This is a genomic window from Citricoccus sp. NR2, from assembly GCF_027594385.1.
Lineage (GTDB): Bacteria > Actinomycetota > Actinomycetes > Actinomycetales > Micrococcaceae > CmP2.
Genome location: NZ_CP115154.1, coordinates 2,799,172 through 2,814,199 on the forward strand (window position 1 = coordinate 2,799,172; position 15,028 = coordinate 2,814,199).

Here is a 15,028-nt window from a genome sequence, read left to right on the forward strand (position 1 = left end):
GGGTATTACCCGAGTGAGATCTCCACGGAGTCTGCCCGTTCTGACAACGACGTGACCTGAGATAGCAACTGCTGCAACGTCGCAAGCATCAACCGATGACCCGTCGCATCAGTGCCGTCTTCAGGTGTTGCGATGATGTTGAGCTCCGGCCCGCTTCCTCCGCCGTTGACCAGGCCCCCCGATTTCAGCCGCGTGGCAACGCCCCGACCAGGAGCCAGGGCCAAACGTTGCAATCCTGGCACCAGGGACACGATGTCGTGAAGGTCGGCGGCCAAAGTCTCATCTTGGTAGGACGGCACCCAATTTCGCTGTTGCGCCAGCGACCAGACCGCCGGGCGACGAACCACAAAGGTGAGTTCTTGACCAGGGTCGATGACGACCAGGTCAGACCCCTCATCCACGGCTGACAGGCACGCACGTGGCATCCATGTCGCAACTGGGCGTGCTTCAGTGTGCCAAGCGGTCAATGCCGGAACCGAGGTGAATACCGGCATTGCTCGACGACCGTCGGCAGCTTGCAAGGTGACCAAAGCGACATCTGCTTGTTTGTCCCCGTGGACATGCACGCCATCCTCAGCGGCGACCTCGTGAGTCGACTCCTCGGCCAGGGTCGGAACCACGGCGGCGAACACCCGAACATTCGATAAAGCAGCGACCACTTCGGCCTCATCCGCTACGCCGGACATGAAGCGTTCGGACGCCTCAATCCAAGCTGCCGAAGCCAGTCCGTCATCCTTGTCGAACGCGTGGAGCGGGTTGGCCGATCCGTCGATTCCCGTGCCGGAGAAATCACGACCTTCCCAAGCTTGCCCGGCAGAGTCCGCGGGACGACCATCCTCGGATCGATGCTGGCGCGCCAGGTTCTTCTGGATCGCAGCTTGAATGTGGCCGGGAAGCTCGCGTGATGTCACTGCTCGGCGCCTCCGCCGACGCCAGGTACCTGTTCGGCAATAGCCAGGGCCGCCTGCAGGGTGAACTTACCCGCATAGAGCGCCTTGCCCACGATGGCGCCTTCCACGCCCTGCGGCACCATCGTCGTCAGCGCGCGAATGTCATCGAGGGAGGAAATTCCTCCCGATGCGACCACAGGCTTGTCAGTAAAAGTGCTGATCTTCGCAAGCAGGTCCGTGTTGGGTCCAGTCAATGTACCGTCCTTAGTCACGTCTGTGACCACGTAACGGGCGCAGCCGGCGTCCTCAAGGCGCTGGAGCACTTCCCAGATGTTTCCACCTTCAGTGGTCCAGCCTCGACCTGCGAGTGTTTCGCCCCGCACGTCGAGACCGACCGCGATCTGGTCACCGAACCGAGCGATCGCCTTCGCGGTCCACTCCGGATTCTCCAAAGCAGCGGTTCCCAGATTCACTCGAGTTGCACCGAGCTCAAGAGCATTTTCCAACGAAGCATCGTCACGAATACCCCCCGACAGTTCCACCTTGATGCCCAGCTCACGGACTACCTCTTGGACAATCTTGCGGTTGTCGCCAGTACCGAAAGCGGCGTCCAAGTCGACCAAATGCAGCCATTCTGCTCCCGCGTTCTGCCAGGACAGGGCAGCTTCCAGAGGAGCCCCGTAACCGGTGGCAGAATCCGCCTCGCCTTGAACGAGGCGAACGGCTTGCCCGTTCTGTACGTCTACCGCAGGCAAAAGCTCCAGCCGGGTACGAGGTGTTTCGCTCATCTAAATACTCCTGATCAATTTTCTCGAAAAGTCATGAAGCCGCCCAGAGCGCGGCCTAATCATCAGGCTTCGCCTGGAACCAATACAAAGCCAGCGACGATCGCTAGAATCCCGCAGACGGCTAACCCGAAGAAGAACCATGCTGGTAGCTCCTGTCGATACGCTGACCATGCCCCGCCGAGCATAAGTCCACCAATGCCGATGAGCACAACAGTCCACCATGGCATTAGAGAGAACCCAACCAGTTCTGTAGCAGCCGCATGCCGGCGTCGCCGGACTTCTCCGGGTGGAACTGGGTCGCTGAAAGCGGGCCGTTTTCCACGGCTGCCACGAAGTCGGCACCATGATGCGACCAGGTGACCTTCGGCGGAGCCATCGAAGCAATCGTCTGATCGAACGTCCAGTTCTGGACGGCGTAGGAGTGCACAAAGTAAAAACGCTCGTCTTCGAGCCCGCGGAAAAGAACTGAATCCTCCGCCGGCCGGACACTGTTCCAGCCCATATGTGGCAAAACCGGGGCGGGCAGTGCCTCCACCACGCCTGGCCACTCCCCCATGCCCTCGGTTTCGACGCCATGTTCGACACCGCGTTCGAAGAGGACTTGATGCCCAACGCAGATTCCCAGCACGGGGCGACCACCGGCAATACGACGCCCGATCCAGCGAAGCGCCCCGACGTTCTTGAGCGAATGCATGACGGCGCCGAACGCACCCACACCGGGCACCACGAGCCCATCAGCGTTCATCACCGTGTCGGGATCTGCAGTGAGGCTGACGCGTGCACCTGCACGTTCCAAGGCACGTACAGCCGATCGTACGTTGCCAGAGCCGTAATCGAGGACAGCCACAGAAGGTCCGGTAGCGAGGCCGCTCACAGGGCACCCTTCGTCGACGGCACATCAGTGACACGAGGGTCGTCTTCGGCAGCCACGCGCAGAGCGCGAGCAAACGCCTTGAACTGAGACTCGACAATGTGGTGCGGGTCCCGGCCACGGACCACGTCCATGTGCAAGCAAATGGAAGCGTGGAAGGTTATCGACTCGAAGATGTGACGCGTCATCGAGCCAGTGAAGTGACCGCCGATCAGGTGGTACTGCTGCCCATCAGGCTCACCTTCGTGCACCAGGTAAGGGCGCCCAGAAAGATCTACGACCGCGCGGGCCAGCGCTTCGTCCAATGGCACTGAGGCTTCACCGAACCGACGGATACCCTTCTTGTCACCCAAAGCGACCTTCAGCACTTCACCGAGGGTGATAGCAACATCCTCGACGGTGTGGTGGACGTCAATGTGCGTATCGCCGGATGCTTTCACCACCAGGTTCATCTGCGAATGTTTCGCCAAGGCGGTCAACATGTGATCGAAAAACGGCACGGAGGTGGAAATGTCCGACGTGCCGGTTCCATCCAGGTCCAACTCGACGAATACGTTGGATTCTGACGTTGTGCGTTGCATGCGCGCACGACGGCTGGAAATCAGTTCAGCAACCATGAAGAGGGCGCTCCTTGAGTTCAAGGCCGACTGGGACTGTCCAGCCGACGCCAATAAGTCTACTGTGCAAGCTCCGGAGCGTCCTCGAGAATACGCCTCATCGCGTCAAGAAACGCCGAGGTCTCTTCAGCTGTGCCTGCAGTCACACGCAAGTGGTTGGCAATACCGACATCTCGCACCAAGACCCCGAAAGCAAGTAGCCTTTGCCAGACTTCGCTGGCGTTCGACAGCCCACCAAAGAACACGAAGTTTGAATCGGAAACTGCAGGACGCAATCCCAGCTCCCGAAGCCCATCCACGATTCGATCACGTTGGACCTTAATTTCCTCAACCGTTGCCAACAGCGAGTCAACGTGGGCCAACGCGGCGTTAGCCGTCGCTTGAGACATAGAAGACAAGTGATACGGAAGTCTCACGAGCCGAATGGCGTCAGTCACTTCTGGCGCCGCCGCGAGGTAACCGAGACGGGCGCCGGCCAACGCGAAAGCCTTCGACATAGTACGCGTCACGATCAATCGGGGACGTCCGGGGAGCAGAGTAAGTGCGGAACGCGTACCCTCCAATGCGAACTCGGCGTAGGCCTCATCCACAACAACCATGGACTGGCATGCGTCGGAAGCCTCGTAAACGGCCTCGATCACGTCCAGCCCCAATGCCGTTCCGGTTGGATTATTGGGAGAGCACAGGATCACGATGTTAGGCGCGTGTTCTTCGACCTGCACTGAGGCAGATGTTGCTGTAAGCGTGTAATCATCATTCCGAATTCCGGCGATGTATCTGGTGCTCACGCCTTCAGCGAGCAAGGGATACATCGAGTAAGTCGGTGGAAAACTCAGAACACTTCTGCCTGGTCCACCAAAAGCCTGCAGAATCTGCTGAAGAATCTCGTTAGATCCATTCGCTGCCCAGATCTGCCGCTCAGTCAGACCCTCGCCAAGATAAGCCGCCAAACGTCTACGGAGTTCCGTGAATTCCCGGTCCGGATAGCGATTCAACGAACGTGCCGACTGAAGCGCTTCAGCTCCGATCGATTCGACCACGTCTGTTGGAACCGGATGCGTGTTTTCATTCGTGTTGAGCATTACCGGCACATCTAGTTGTGGTGCCCCATAGGGAGTCATGCCACGCAGGTTCTCACGCAAAGGTAGAGCCGCTAGAGCATCAGCGTTGAAATCGTTCGAGTTTGGAGTCACGCACACAGTCTAGATCCGACGTTGACCTTCAGTTCCCCGGTGACGCGGGAACGAAGAGCGTATCGCCGACATTAATATCCGATCCTGCGAGCTGGTTCAGGTCACCGATGCGCTGAACAATCTCAGCGCGGGGTGCATCGAGATCAACCTGTCCCGCGATCCCCCAGAGGGTGTCGCCGTATCCGACAGTGTATTCGATTGCACCCGAGGGCAGACCGGAGTTCGACGCGTTCGCTGAAGAACCGAACAGATCCCCGATCAGGGCCGCTGCAACGATCAGGGCCATCAGAATAATGAGGGGAAGTGTTCGTAGAACAAATCGACCGCGTCGAGTCAGGCAAATGCCGCTGCTTCCTTGGTTTTGCGTAGCGATGCTCATGATCCCACTGTCCTCTCTTTTCGAACGGCCCACTTCTTTCGACTCGATCGACCGTTCTAAGTTCGTACATCTTTTCTAGCACAGCCTTTCGACCGGATGCAAGATATTCCTCGTACAGATCTTTGAACTTGTTCGAAGAATGCTGTAGCCTTGAAGTACGGATCGCCTTGACCCTGCGAATCGGTCACCGGATGTCCCGGCGTCTTGACTGCGAAACAGAGTCCATCAGCGGCCATGGACACGATAAGAACGGAGAGCCCCATGAGTTCATCGACTCCAGACGGTCACGAGCAGAACTTCGCGGTATACAGCGTTAAGAAGCTGACGCAGCGGCAGCGACAAGTGCTCAATTACCTACGACGAGCCATCGCGAAGACTGGCTATCCACCGTCGATGCGTGAGATCGGCAAGGGGACGGAGTTGCTGTCTCTCTCATCCGTGACGTACCAGCTCAAGAAGCTCACCGAGTACGGGTACATCCGCCGAGATCCTCGTATCCCCCGGGCCATCGAGATTCTTCGCGATGAAGACGGAAATCTCCTGGGCAATGAGTCAGATTCGGCCCAGGAGATTGACACCGATGAGTTGCAGCTCCCCTTTAGCCGCGAAATCGACTCTCACAACGTCATGGTTCCCTTGGTGGGGCGCATTGCCGCCGGCGGGCCAGTGTTGGCTGATCAGCATATCGAAGATGTCATCGCCCTCCCCAAGTTGCTAACTGGTGATGGGGACCTGTTCATGCTCAAAGTCACCGGAGACTCGATGGTGGATGCCGCTATCTGCCATGGCGACTGGGTCGTGGTACGCAAGCAGAACAGCGCCACCAACGGCGACATCGTCGCCGCCTTACTCGATGAAGAAGCAACGGTGAAGACTTTCCGCCAGCGCGATGGCCATACCTGGTTGCTGCCTCAGAACACCGCGTACGAGCCCATCTTGGGCGACCACGCCACCATCATGGGAAAAGTTGTGTCCGTCCTTCGATCCATCTGACGCTATCGGCGATATAGCCCGCCGATAGAACGACAGGGGCCCAACGACGTTTTCGTCGTTGGGCCCCTGTCGCGTCGTGATCGCTCACCGTATTTAGACCTTCGCGAGGCGACCGAGGGCACCGAGCACAGTGTCCTGTTCCGTCGTGTACCAAAAGTCCGGCAGGGCTGACCGGATATACTTTCCATAGCGGGCATGATGAAGCCGCGAGTCAAGGATCGCCACGACACCTCGGTCATTAGCCGACCGGATGAGTCGACCCACGCCCTGAGCGAGTCGGACCGCAGCATGAGTCGCTGAGACTTGGATGAAACCGTTGCCCCCGCGCTGCGCAACGTCTCGTGTACGAGCCTCGGACAGTGGGTCATCAGGACGTGGGAACGGCAGTCTGTCCACCACCACCAGACGGCAGGAGCGTCCGGGGACGTCCACGCCTTGCCAGAGGGACATCGTGCCGAAAAGGCAGGTATCCTCCTCTTCCGCGAATTGTTTGATCAATGCGGACAGCGTGGAGTCGCCCTGGCAGAGAATCTGTGGATTTGGCCCCAACCGCCGACGCAACTCATGAGCCGCGTCCTCGGCCGCCCGGCGCGAAGAGAAGAGACACAATGCTCCACCCTGAGAAGCTCGCAACAACGCCTCTAGTTCGTCGTACGTCGCCGGCGAGGTGAGGCGACTTGGTTTAGGCAGTTTCTCAGCCACGTAGAGAATGCCTTGCTTGGCGTATTCGAAGGGGCTACCCACGTCAATGCCCGTCCACTCCGGTCCACCGGACCCCGAGAATCCTAGATCTCCAGCGATGGGCCCGAATGAGTCCCCGACCGTCAACGTTGCCGACGTAAGAATCGTCGTCGTGTCTTGCAGAAGGTTCTCACGCAGCCTTCCGGACACCGACAGAGGAGCCACGTAGACGGTAGGAGACGTATTCTCGTCGCCGGCGATCCACCCCACGCCAGGCTCAAATCGTCCAGGGCGGGACACCCATGCGACCTGACGGTTGTTTCCGTTTTGGCCGGCATCCAGAACACGTTCGGCTGTCTCAAGTACCTCTTGTAGCTTCGTGCGGACGACATGGCGGCCCGAGGAGTCATCGCTCGTCGACGAGGCATCTGTGGATTCTTTCCCCGTGGTCTTGAGCTGGCTCAATCCCTCACGAGCGGCTGCTCGCACTGACTCGAGAGCTTGTGTCTGAACCTCGTTGGGTCCCATTGGCATCCACCCCGATGGTGCGGAGATGAAGGCAGCTTCCAAAGCATCTGCCGCAGCACCGAGGTCCTCGAGCACGACTGACGCTTGTCGACGGCCGGCGGTCACGGCTGCGCGGACAGATGCAGAGGAAATCTGACCCGTCACTGCGTTCGTAACACGATCCGCCAATTCATGGGCCTCGTCTACGATTACAGCTTCGAATTCGGGAAGAACTTGCAACCCTTCGAAAGCGGCAATGGCGAGCATGGCATGATTCGTGACTACCACGTCTGCTTCGCCGGCCTGTTGACGGGCTCGTTCCGAGAAGCATTCTTCAGCGAAGGGACAACGCTGAGCGCCGATACACTCTACCGCAGACACAGACACCTGCCGCCAGGCGTTATCGTCAACCCCAGGGTCTAGGTCGTCCCGATCCCCTGTCTCTGTATCTTCCGCCCACTCGCGCAGGCGCACGAGTTGCTTTCCGAGGTCGGTACGGGGCGCTGCCGGTGCGTGATCGGCTCCGTCAAGAAGCGTTGGTTCCGGCTCGTCGGCAGGGAATCCACCGTTCAGCTTATGCAGGCACACGTAATTTGCCCGCCCCTTGAGGAGGGCGATGTCCATGGGCCGTGGGAGTTCCTCTTTCAGCGCCTCAAGAAGACGTGGAGCATCTCGACGAATGATCTGAGATTGCAGTGCCAACGTCGCCGTGGCAACCACGACCGGCAGATCTGCTTCTACCGCATGGGACAGAGCCGGAACCAGGTAGGCCAAGGACTTCCCGGTTCCAGTTCCGGCTTGCACGAGCAGGTGCTTTCCGGTGTCGAGAGAGCGCGCAACTTCCAAGGCCATTTGTCGTTGGCCTTCTCGACGTTGTCCCCCGGTCCGTTCAATAGCTTGTTCCAGCCAGGCGGCAGCCCGCCGCTCTGCTGGGCTCAGCGTTGCGACGGGCTGCTCAGAGTCAGAAGACACGGTGGTGCTAGACGACATACTGCGCGAATTCTTCCTTGTCTTCTTCGCGTACCAACACGGTCAAACGAGTCCCCTCGGGCTGGTATTGCTCAGACAAGATCTCGACGTCGGAACCGTGCAGCCGCGAGACCACGTCGCCATCAGTGAACGGAATCAAAAGATCCAGCTCCAAGGTGGGACGCGGAATCGTGTCCGCAATCATGGCTTCGAGATCCTCGATCCCTTCCCCTGTGTGTGCCGAGACCAACACGGTGTCACGGTGGGCCCGGCGCACCCGCGCAATGGTCATCGGGTCCGCGGCATCAGCCTTGTTGAGGACTATGATCTCTGGAATTCGACGTGCGTCGATCTCATTGAGAACCTCGTGAACGGCAGCAATCTGCGATTCCGGGTCTGGATGAGAAACGTCCACAACATGGAGGATCACGTCGGCCTCGCCCACTTCTTCCAGCGTGGAGCGGAAAGCTTCCACCAGCTGAGTTGGAAGGTTACGAACGAAGCCGACCGTATCGGACAGGGTATAGCCGAGACCATCCGGTGTGACCGCTTTGCGCACCGTCGGATCGAGGGTGGCGAACAATGCGTTCTCCACCAGCACTCCGGCGCGGGTGAGCCGATTGAGCAGAGATGATTTACCGGCGTTCGTATATCCCGCGATGGCGACCGATGGCACCTTGTTGCGTCGGCGATTGGCTCGCTTGGTTTCCCGCGCAGGCGCCATAGCGGCGATTTCGCGCCGCAGCTTCGCCATCCGGTTACGGATGCGACGTCGATCGAGTTCGATCTTCGTCTCACCAGGACCGCGTGAACCGATACCTTCACCGGCTGCCGCACGGCCACCGGCCTGGCGCGACATCGAGTCACCCCAACCACGCAGCCGCGGAAGCAAGTACTCCAGCTGTGCAAGCTCAACCTGTGCCTTGCCCTCGCGTGATTGGGCGTGCTGGGCGAAAATATCGAGAATCAACGCTGTACGGTCAATGACTTTAACCCGCACCACATCTTCCAAGGCTCGTCGCTGAGAAGGCGCCAACTCAGCATCGACCACCACAGTATCTGCGCCGGTATCGCTGACAACGTCGGCCAGTTCCTGAGCTTTGCCTTTGCCAAGGTAGGTAGCAGGGTCGGGCGAGTGTCGTCGCTGGATAACTCCATCCAGCACCGTTGAACCCGCGGTCTCGGCCAGTGCCGCAAGCTCATGCAGTGAGTTCTCGGCATCATCAGCGCTGCCTTCGGTCCACAATCCGGCCAACACAACGCGTTCGAGTCGAACCTTCCGGTATTCGACCTCGGACATGTCGTCCAACTCGGTGGAGAGTCCCTCCACGCGGCGCAGAGCGTGGCGTGCTGCGAGATCGAGCTGGTCGCCGTCGTCTTCGGTGTGCCTACTTTCGCCGGCGTCGAGAGCCAGGGCTCGGGATTTTTGGGCACTAATCAGTGAGTCGCCAGATGCCGATGGGCTCGCGGTTGCGTGGGCAGCATCCGAGGCGAGAATCCTGTCGATGAGGCTCTTGGCTTCGTCGTCGCGCCGCTGGTCATTGTTGTCAGGCTGCTCACCTGACGCTGAGGAATGGGTCATGGTCTCCTTGGAGAAGTGGGTCGTTAAAGAATAGTCGGTTTCTGGGTGCGGTGTCCGGGGCATGAATTCTCCCTGGTGGTCTGGAAAGACTCAGGTCGTCGCGATTTCACCGCCGGGTTCGGTCCTTGTCCCGAACACAGTTCTTCCCCGTCGATTCTCCTGGCAACGAACCGAGCCAAGAATCAAAGACTTTTACATTGCGCCGAATGCGCGTGGGGTGTGGATCTACCTGACGCTCTGAATCAAGCTGGGCATGAATAACGGCGCTTAGATACGCCGGAGCTCCTCGATTGAAATCGGGCTCAAAGGTAAGTAATCCACATGCCGACTAGTATAGCACCCACTCTGTACACAACTTGGGGGCCCATCCACCAGGATGGGCCCCCAAGTCACACCATGTGCCATTCAGGCTTGGGTCGCGCTGATCATGGCTGTGTTATCAGGAGGCAGGGATTTGCAATTCCTGGCCGACGTAGATCAGTGCAGGATCAGCAACGACATCGGCGTTCACCTGGTACAGGTCGTTCCAGTCGGAGATGCCCCAAGCGTCGGCGATCTTGCTGATGGTGTCACCGGACTGCACCGTGTAGATCTCCCCGGATGCGGCAACGTCTGCCTGTGCCGGTGCGTGCTTCTGAGCCGGTGCCGATTTCTCCACCGGAGCTGACTGCTCAGCAGCTTCCTGGCCCGAGGACTGCGAGGTCTCCACCTGAGCTTCCTGCTGTGTCGGAGCCTGCTGCTCGCTGGCTTCAGCCGCTGCCGGCGTACCCGAGGGCTCGCCGGAGAGGCCCAACTGTGCCGAGCAAGAAGGCCATGCTCCCCAGCCCTGCATCTGCCGCAGCTGCTCTGCTCGCTGAATCTGTTCTTCCTTGGACGCATCCGAAGGCAGTCCGGAGCCACCCACGGCTTCCCATGACTGCTGGCTGAACTGGAGACCGCCATAATAGCCGTTGCCGGTATTGATGGACCAGTCGCCGCCGGACTCGCACTCGGCCAGGCGATCCCAGTCGGACGCCGTATCTGCGGAGGCTGCCGGCGCCACAGCCATGAATCCGGCCCCGGCCAGACCCAAAGTGGCCAATCCACCCATGACGTTCTTCAGTACCTTGTTGTTCTTCTGCATGAAACCTAAGATCCTGTCACCTGAACGCTCAGGCTTCCCGAAGCCGTCAACGCGTCGCCGTCCAACAATCCGTATTGAGACTGTTCATTCGGAGCCCTCGGCGGACGGCACTGCAGGTGCCGGGACCCATACGTTGGTTTTCTCGGCCGAATCGTCTGAAGACGTAGGAGCCGCATGCGTCAAAGCGCATTGACCAACGCCTGCCAGCAAACTCGAAAGCGCGAGACGATGCAAATCGAAATTTCGGGCAAATTCAGCCGAGATTGGCTAGTTCACGCGGCAGAATGGCCCGTTATCGTTTTGTTATAAAAATCGCTGTGAATTCAATGGGCATGACCATGATGTTGAGGTCTTGTCCTACGATGGTCGGGTGAATGAAACTTCTGGGCATTACTTCCGTTCCCCCTCTGACCAGGAACGACGTCGTACCATCACTGTGACATTGGCCGGGCGTAGCGTTGAAGTTCTCACGGCCAACGGCATCTTTTCACCGGAGGGTGTGGACAAGGGAACAGCTGCGTTGCTGTCCGCGGTTCCGGCACCACCCGAACAAGGCGAATTCTTGGATATTGGCTGTGGATGGGGGCCACTGGCACTGACCCTGGGCATGATGAGCCCGAACGCTCAAGTCACTGCCGTGGAGGTCAACGAGCGCGCCGCACAGCTGTGTCGTGACAACGCAGAAGCCCTGGGAGTACCCAATATCGCCGTTTCCTCCCCCGAGGATGTGGACCCGCTTCGCTCTTACGATCTGATCTGGTCGAACCCACCGATCCGCATTGGCAAGAAGGCACTGCACGAGCTCTTGGAGCTGTGGCTACCGAGGCTCAACGACCACGGCGAAGCTTGGCTGGTGGTGCAGAAGAATCTCGGGGCAGACTCGCTGATGCCATGGATCCAGACCATGCTCAACGATCAAGCTCATATTCTGGAGAGTCGTTTCACCGTAGAGCGTGCGGATACCATCAAAGGCTTCCGCATCCTCCGGGTGATTCGCCACCCGCGCGCCTGAGCTGAGGTACTGGGTTCAGTTCACCGTACCGCTGTAAACTAGCTCCGCGGGCCCGGAGAGAATGACGTCTTCAGCGCCGTCTTCATTGCGCACGAAATCGACTTGAACCGTCCCACCTGGGACGTCTACCCGCCACGAGTCCGCGCCTTCCGCACCGGCCCAGACACGCACTGCCGCTGCAGCAGCACACGCGCCGGTGCCGCAGGACATCGTTTCGCCAACTCCGCGTTCGTGAACGCGCATGCGCACATGACCGATACCGTCGGAGACCAACGGCTCCTGAGGCACGACGAATTCAACGTTGGTACCATTCGGCGGAACTGGTTCGACTTGAGGCTTCTCGTGCAGATTGACCTGGTCGAGATCCTCTTGCGGGGAAAGAGCCACCACCGTGTGTGGGTTGCCCATCGAGATACTCAGAGCTGGCCGTGGCTCCGGCAAGCCGGAAGCCCTGACCAGCGAGTCTGAGGCACTTTCGAGCGCCATCTCGGGATCGATGAAGGACCACGGACCCATCGAGATGGAGTACCCGGTCTCGGTTCGATGTACCGTGCGCACTCCCGCCCGAGTGCCGATCACAACATGGCCGCCGACGGGAAGATCGATCGTCCCGGTTTCCGCGAGAAAATGCACGAATACGCGCACGCCATTACCGCACATTTCGGCGATCGAACCGTCGCCGTTGCGGTAGTCCATAAACCAGACAGCTTCGGGAGCAGCGCCGAGAAGTTCCCGCCCCTCGGGCAGTTCGCTGGAGGGCACGGCTCGGATCAAACCATCGGCACCGATGCCCAGGTGGCGATCGCACAGGGCGCTGACATGTGCTGGCGTCAGTTCCAGATCGCCATCGGAATCGCGCAATAGAACAAAGTCATTCCCGGTGCCATGTCCTTTCATGAAGGACATGCCGTTCAGCTGACGCAGCGACGGGGTTAAGTGGTCCGATTCGGTCTCTGCTGGGGGATGCGACATGGGTTTAGTCTACCGATCCGCAATCACTTGTAGGGCCTTGTTCACTAGCCGAGGATCGTCATAGTCGATCCAGTGCACGCGGGGATCGGCACGGAACCACGTCAGTTGGCGTTTGGCGAAACGTCGAGTCGCGACAATCGTCTCCTCCACACCTTCTTCGACGGTCAGTTCACCGCTAAGTACACGTTGCATCTGCGGATAACCGATAGCCCGTGATGCCGTGGGTGCCGTGTTGAGACCATGAGCGGTGAGAGCACGAACCTCGTCGAGGAAGCCGGCCTCCATCATGGTGTTCACCCGTGCGCCAATGCGTTCGTACAAAGTGTCTCGGTCGATACTCAAGCCGATCTGCACGACCGGTGGAATCTCCTCAGCATAGGTCCGCTGGGGCATAAAGGAAGTGAAAGGTTCACCCGTCACGAGGTACACCTCGAGCGCCCGAATCAATCGGCGGTCGTCGTTGATTCGCTGCGCAGACTCAGGATCGACGCGCGCCAATTCGGCGCGAATAGTGTCGCTCCCCTCGAATTCGAGGCGTTGCACAAGCTGGGAACGCACCGTGGGGTCCGTCGGCGGGAATCTGATCCGATCAATCGCGGCACGCACATACAGACCGGATCCCCCGGTCAGAATGGGTGTTCGCTCCCGCGCTCGCAGTTGTCCGAAGCAGTCACGAGCCCAGGTTTGAAACTGAGCAACGGAAGCCACCTCGTCCAGGTTCAGAACATCAATGAGGTGATGCGGCACGGAGTCGCGTTCGACCTGCGTGGCTTTGGCTGTCCCAATGTCCAGGCCCCGATAGAACTGCATCGCGTCCGCGTTGACGACCTCTCCGTGAAGTCGCTCAGCCAGGTCCAGACTCAGCCGGGTCTTCCCGGAAGCGGTGGCGCCCACCAGGACGACGATAGGCTTCCGGGCACTTCCCGCATCGGCGGAGTCGATCTCAGCCCCCCACTCGCAGGGTGGGCATCCCCAAGTTCACCCCGGGTGCAGTACTATCACCAGCCGGCGTGGGAGTTCCACAGCTTTCTGCCTGCGTACGGTCCCAGGCATCCCCGGCCCGTGAACGGCGCAGTTGGTACTGCCCCGGCTCCGGATCGGCAATCAGGTGGTAAGGGTGGGAAGCGGTGACCGGTACGGTCACGAAGTCCCCAGGGCGCGGCTGCTGCTCTCCTGCGGGCACGGAGAAGTGCACCAGTCGATTGTCTGGGGCTCGTCCCGAAAGGCGGCCGGTTTCCTCACTCTTGGTACCGGGAGTATTAGTGACCAGGATTTCCTGCTCGACTCCGACACGAGTCGCGCTTTCTTCAGCACTAATACGGTCCTGTAGCGCGGTGAGGCGTTCGAAACGCTCTTGCACCACATCCTTCGGAACCTGGTGGTCCATGGTGGCGGCGGGAGTGCCCGGGCGGATCGAGTATTGGAAGGTGAATGCGGAGGAGAACCGAGATGCTTCAACCACGCGCAGCGTCTCAGCAAAATCCTCTTCGGTCTCCCCGGGGAATCCCACGATGATGTCGGTGGTTACAGCAGCGTGAGGAATCCGCTCACGTACTTTGTCCAAGATGCCAAGGAACTTCTTGGAGCGGTAGGACCGACGCATCGACTTTAAGATCGTGTCCGACCCGGATTGCAAGGGCATGTGCAGCTGGGGCATCACATTCGGCGTTTCCGCCATCGCATCAATAACATCATCGGTGAATGAGGCAGGGTGCGGGCTGGTGAAACGCACCCGCTCCAGCCCTTCGATGTCGCCGCACGCACGCAGTAGTTTGGCGAACGCACCGCGATCGCCGAATTCCACGCCGTAGGTGTTGACGTTCTGCCCGAGTAACGTCACCTCGACTGCGCCGGCGTCGACCAGTGCCTGGACCTCTGCCAGAATCTCACCGGGGCGGCGGTCTTTTTCCTTGCCACGCAACGAGGGAACGATGCAGAACGTGCAGGTGTTGTTGCAACCAACAGAGATGGAGACCCAACCAGAATAAGTTGAATCCCGCTTGGTTGGCAGGGTCGAGGGGAAGACTTCAAGAGACTCCAGTAGCTCGACTTCGGCCCGCTCATTGTGGCGTGATCGCTCCAGCAGTACCGGAAGAGACCCAATGTTGTGGGTACCGAAGACCACGTCCACCCAGGGTGCCTTTTCGACGATAACGTCTTGATCCTTCTGGGCTAGGCAGCCACCTACCGCGATCTGCATGCCGGGGTGCTTTTCTTTCACCTGTCGGAGGTTGCCCAGGTTTCCATACAACCGATTGTCAGCGTTCTCGCGCACCGCGCAGGTGTTGAACACCACCAGGTCCGGTTCTTGGTTCACCGCGGCCGCGACATAGCCGGAGTCTTCGAGCAGCCCAGAAATGCGTTCGGAATCGTGGACGTTCATCTGACATCCAAACGTCCGGACTTCGTAGGAACGGAGGGGCTGTATCGAGTCCTGGAGAGTGGTCACCC

At 59.4% G+C, this 15,028-nt stretch carries 14 protein-coding genes; 2 read left to right on the forward strand and 12 right to left on the reverse strand.

The features are described from left to right. Positions 1-5: 5 nt before the first annotated feature. The 6 genes from O1A05_RS13160 to O1A05_RS13185 form a co-directional block, all read right to left on the reverse strand. A complete protein-coding gene (locus O1A05_RS13160; protein WP_270105650.1) occupies positions 6-911 on the reverse strand; it encodes an SseB family protein in 906 nt (301 codons plus the stop codon). Then, positions 908-1,678, reverse strand: coding sequence for a bifunctional 1-(5-phosphoribosyl)-5-((5-phosphoribosylamino)methylideneamino)imidazole-4-carboxamide isomerase/phosphoribosylanthranilate isomerase PriA (gene priA / locus O1A05_RS13165; RefSeq protein WP_270105651.1), 771 nt, complete (start codon positions 1,676-1,678; stop codon positions 908-910). Before priA ends, O1A05_RS13160 begins: the two co-directional genes overlap by 4 nt. 226 nt (positions 1,679-1,904) lie before the next feature. Next, positions 1,905-2,552, reverse strand: coding sequence for an imidazole glycerol phosphate synthase subunit HisH (gene hisH / locus O1A05_RS13170; protein ID WP_270105652.1), 648 nt, complete (start codon positions 2,550-2,552; stop codon positions 1,905-1,907). After that, positions 2,549-3,166 carry an imidazoleglycerol-phosphate dehydratase HisB gene (gene hisB / locus O1A05_RS13175; protein WP_270105654.1) on the reverse strand — a complete coding sequence of 206 codons (618 nt, stop codon included), beginning with the start codon at positions 3,164-3,166 and terminating at the stop codon, positions 2,549-2,551. Before hisB ends, hisH begins: the two co-directional genes overlap by 4 nt. Positions 3,167-3,225: 59 nt before the next feature. Continuing rightward, positions 3,226-4,287 carry a histidinol-phosphate transaminase gene (locus tag O1A05_RS13180; protein WP_270107596.1) on the reverse strand — a complete coding sequence of 354 codons (1,062 nt, stop codon included), beginning with the start codon at positions 4,285-4,287 and terminating at the stop codon, positions 3,226-3,228. A gap of 100 nt (positions 4,288-4,387) precedes the next feature. Next, entirely contained in the window at positions 4,388-4,645 is a 258-nt protein-coding gene (locus O1A05_RS13185; RefSeq protein WP_270105655.1) for a LysM peptidoglycan-binding domain-containing protein, read from the reverse strand. A 354-nt stretch (positions 4,646-4,999) separates the two neighbouring features. Here O1A05_RS13185 and lexA point away from each other — a divergent pair, with 354 nt between their 5' ends. Then, positions 5,000-5,731: a transcriptional repressor LexA gene (gene lexA / locus O1A05_RS13190; protein ID WP_270105656.1), complete on the forward strand. Its 732-nt coding sequence runs from the start codon at positions 5,000-5,002 to the stop codon at positions 5,729-5,731. A 93-nt stretch (positions 5,732-5,824) separates the two neighbouring features. On the opposite strand, the gene O1A05_RS13195 is transcribed toward lexA, so the two are convergent. The 3 genes from O1A05_RS13195 to O1A05_RS13205 all read right to left on the reverse strand — a co-directional run bounded on the left by O1A05_RS13195 (position 5,825) and on the right by O1A05_RS13205 (position 10,593). Beyond that, positions 5,825-7,909 carry an ATP-dependent DNA helicase gene (locus O1A05_RS13195; protein WP_270105657.1) on the reverse strand — a complete coding sequence of 695 codons (2,085 nt, stop codon included), beginning with the start codon at positions 7,907-7,909 and terminating at the stop codon, positions 5,825-5,827. Beyond that, on the reverse strand, positions 7,899-9,470 hold the full coding sequence (gene hflX, locus O1A05_RS13200) for a GTPase HflX (protein WP_270105659.1): 1,572 nt from the start codon (positions 9,468-9,470) through the stop codon (positions 7,899-7,901). Before hflX ends, O1A05_RS13195 begins: the two co-directional genes overlap by 11 nt. Before the next feature lie 439 nt (positions 9,471-9,909). Beyond that, positions 9,910-10,593, reverse strand: a complete 684-nt coding sequence (locus tag O1A05_RS13205) for a transglycosylase family protein (protein WP_270105660.1) — start codon at positions 10,591-10,593, stop codon at positions 9,910-9,912. A 370-nt stretch (positions 10,594-10,963) separates the two neighbouring features. Here O1A05_RS13205 and O1A05_RS13210 point away from each other — a divergent pair, with 370 nt between their 5' ends. After that, positions 10,964-11,605 (forward strand): class I SAM-dependent methyltransferase, encoded by a 642-nt coding sequence (locus O1A05_RS13210; RefSeq protein WP_270105661.1) that lies wholly within the window; start codon positions 10,964-10,966, stop codon positions 11,603-11,605. Positions 11,606-11,620: 15 nt separating this feature from the next. On the opposite strand, the gene dapF is transcribed toward O1A05_RS13210, so the two are convergent. Genes dapF through miaB form a run of 3 tightly spaced genes read right to left on the reverse strand, consistent with a single transcriptional unit; the run spans position 11,621 to position 15,026 of the window. Next, entirely contained in the window at positions 11,621-12,577 is a 957-nt protein-coding gene (gene dapF / locus O1A05_RS13215) for a diaminopimelate epimerase (RefSeq protein WP_270105662.1), read from the reverse strand. Between the two features lie 9 nt (positions 12,578-12,586). Continuing rightward, positions 12,587-13,471 (reverse strand): tRNA (adenosine(37)-N6)-dimethylallyltransferase MiaA, encoded by an 885-nt coding sequence (gene miaA / locus O1A05_RS13220; protein ID WP_270105664.1) that lies wholly within the window; start codon positions 13,469-13,471, stop codon positions 12,587-12,589. A gap of 49 nt (positions 13,472-13,520) precedes the next feature. Beyond that, entirely contained in the window at positions 13,521-15,026 is a 1,506-nt protein-coding gene (gene miaB, locus O1A05_RS13225) for a tRNA (N6-isopentenyl adenosine(37)-C2)-methylthiotransferase MiaB (protein ID WP_270105671.1), read from the reverse strand. Between the last annotated feature and the right edge of the window lie 2 nt (positions 15,027-15,028).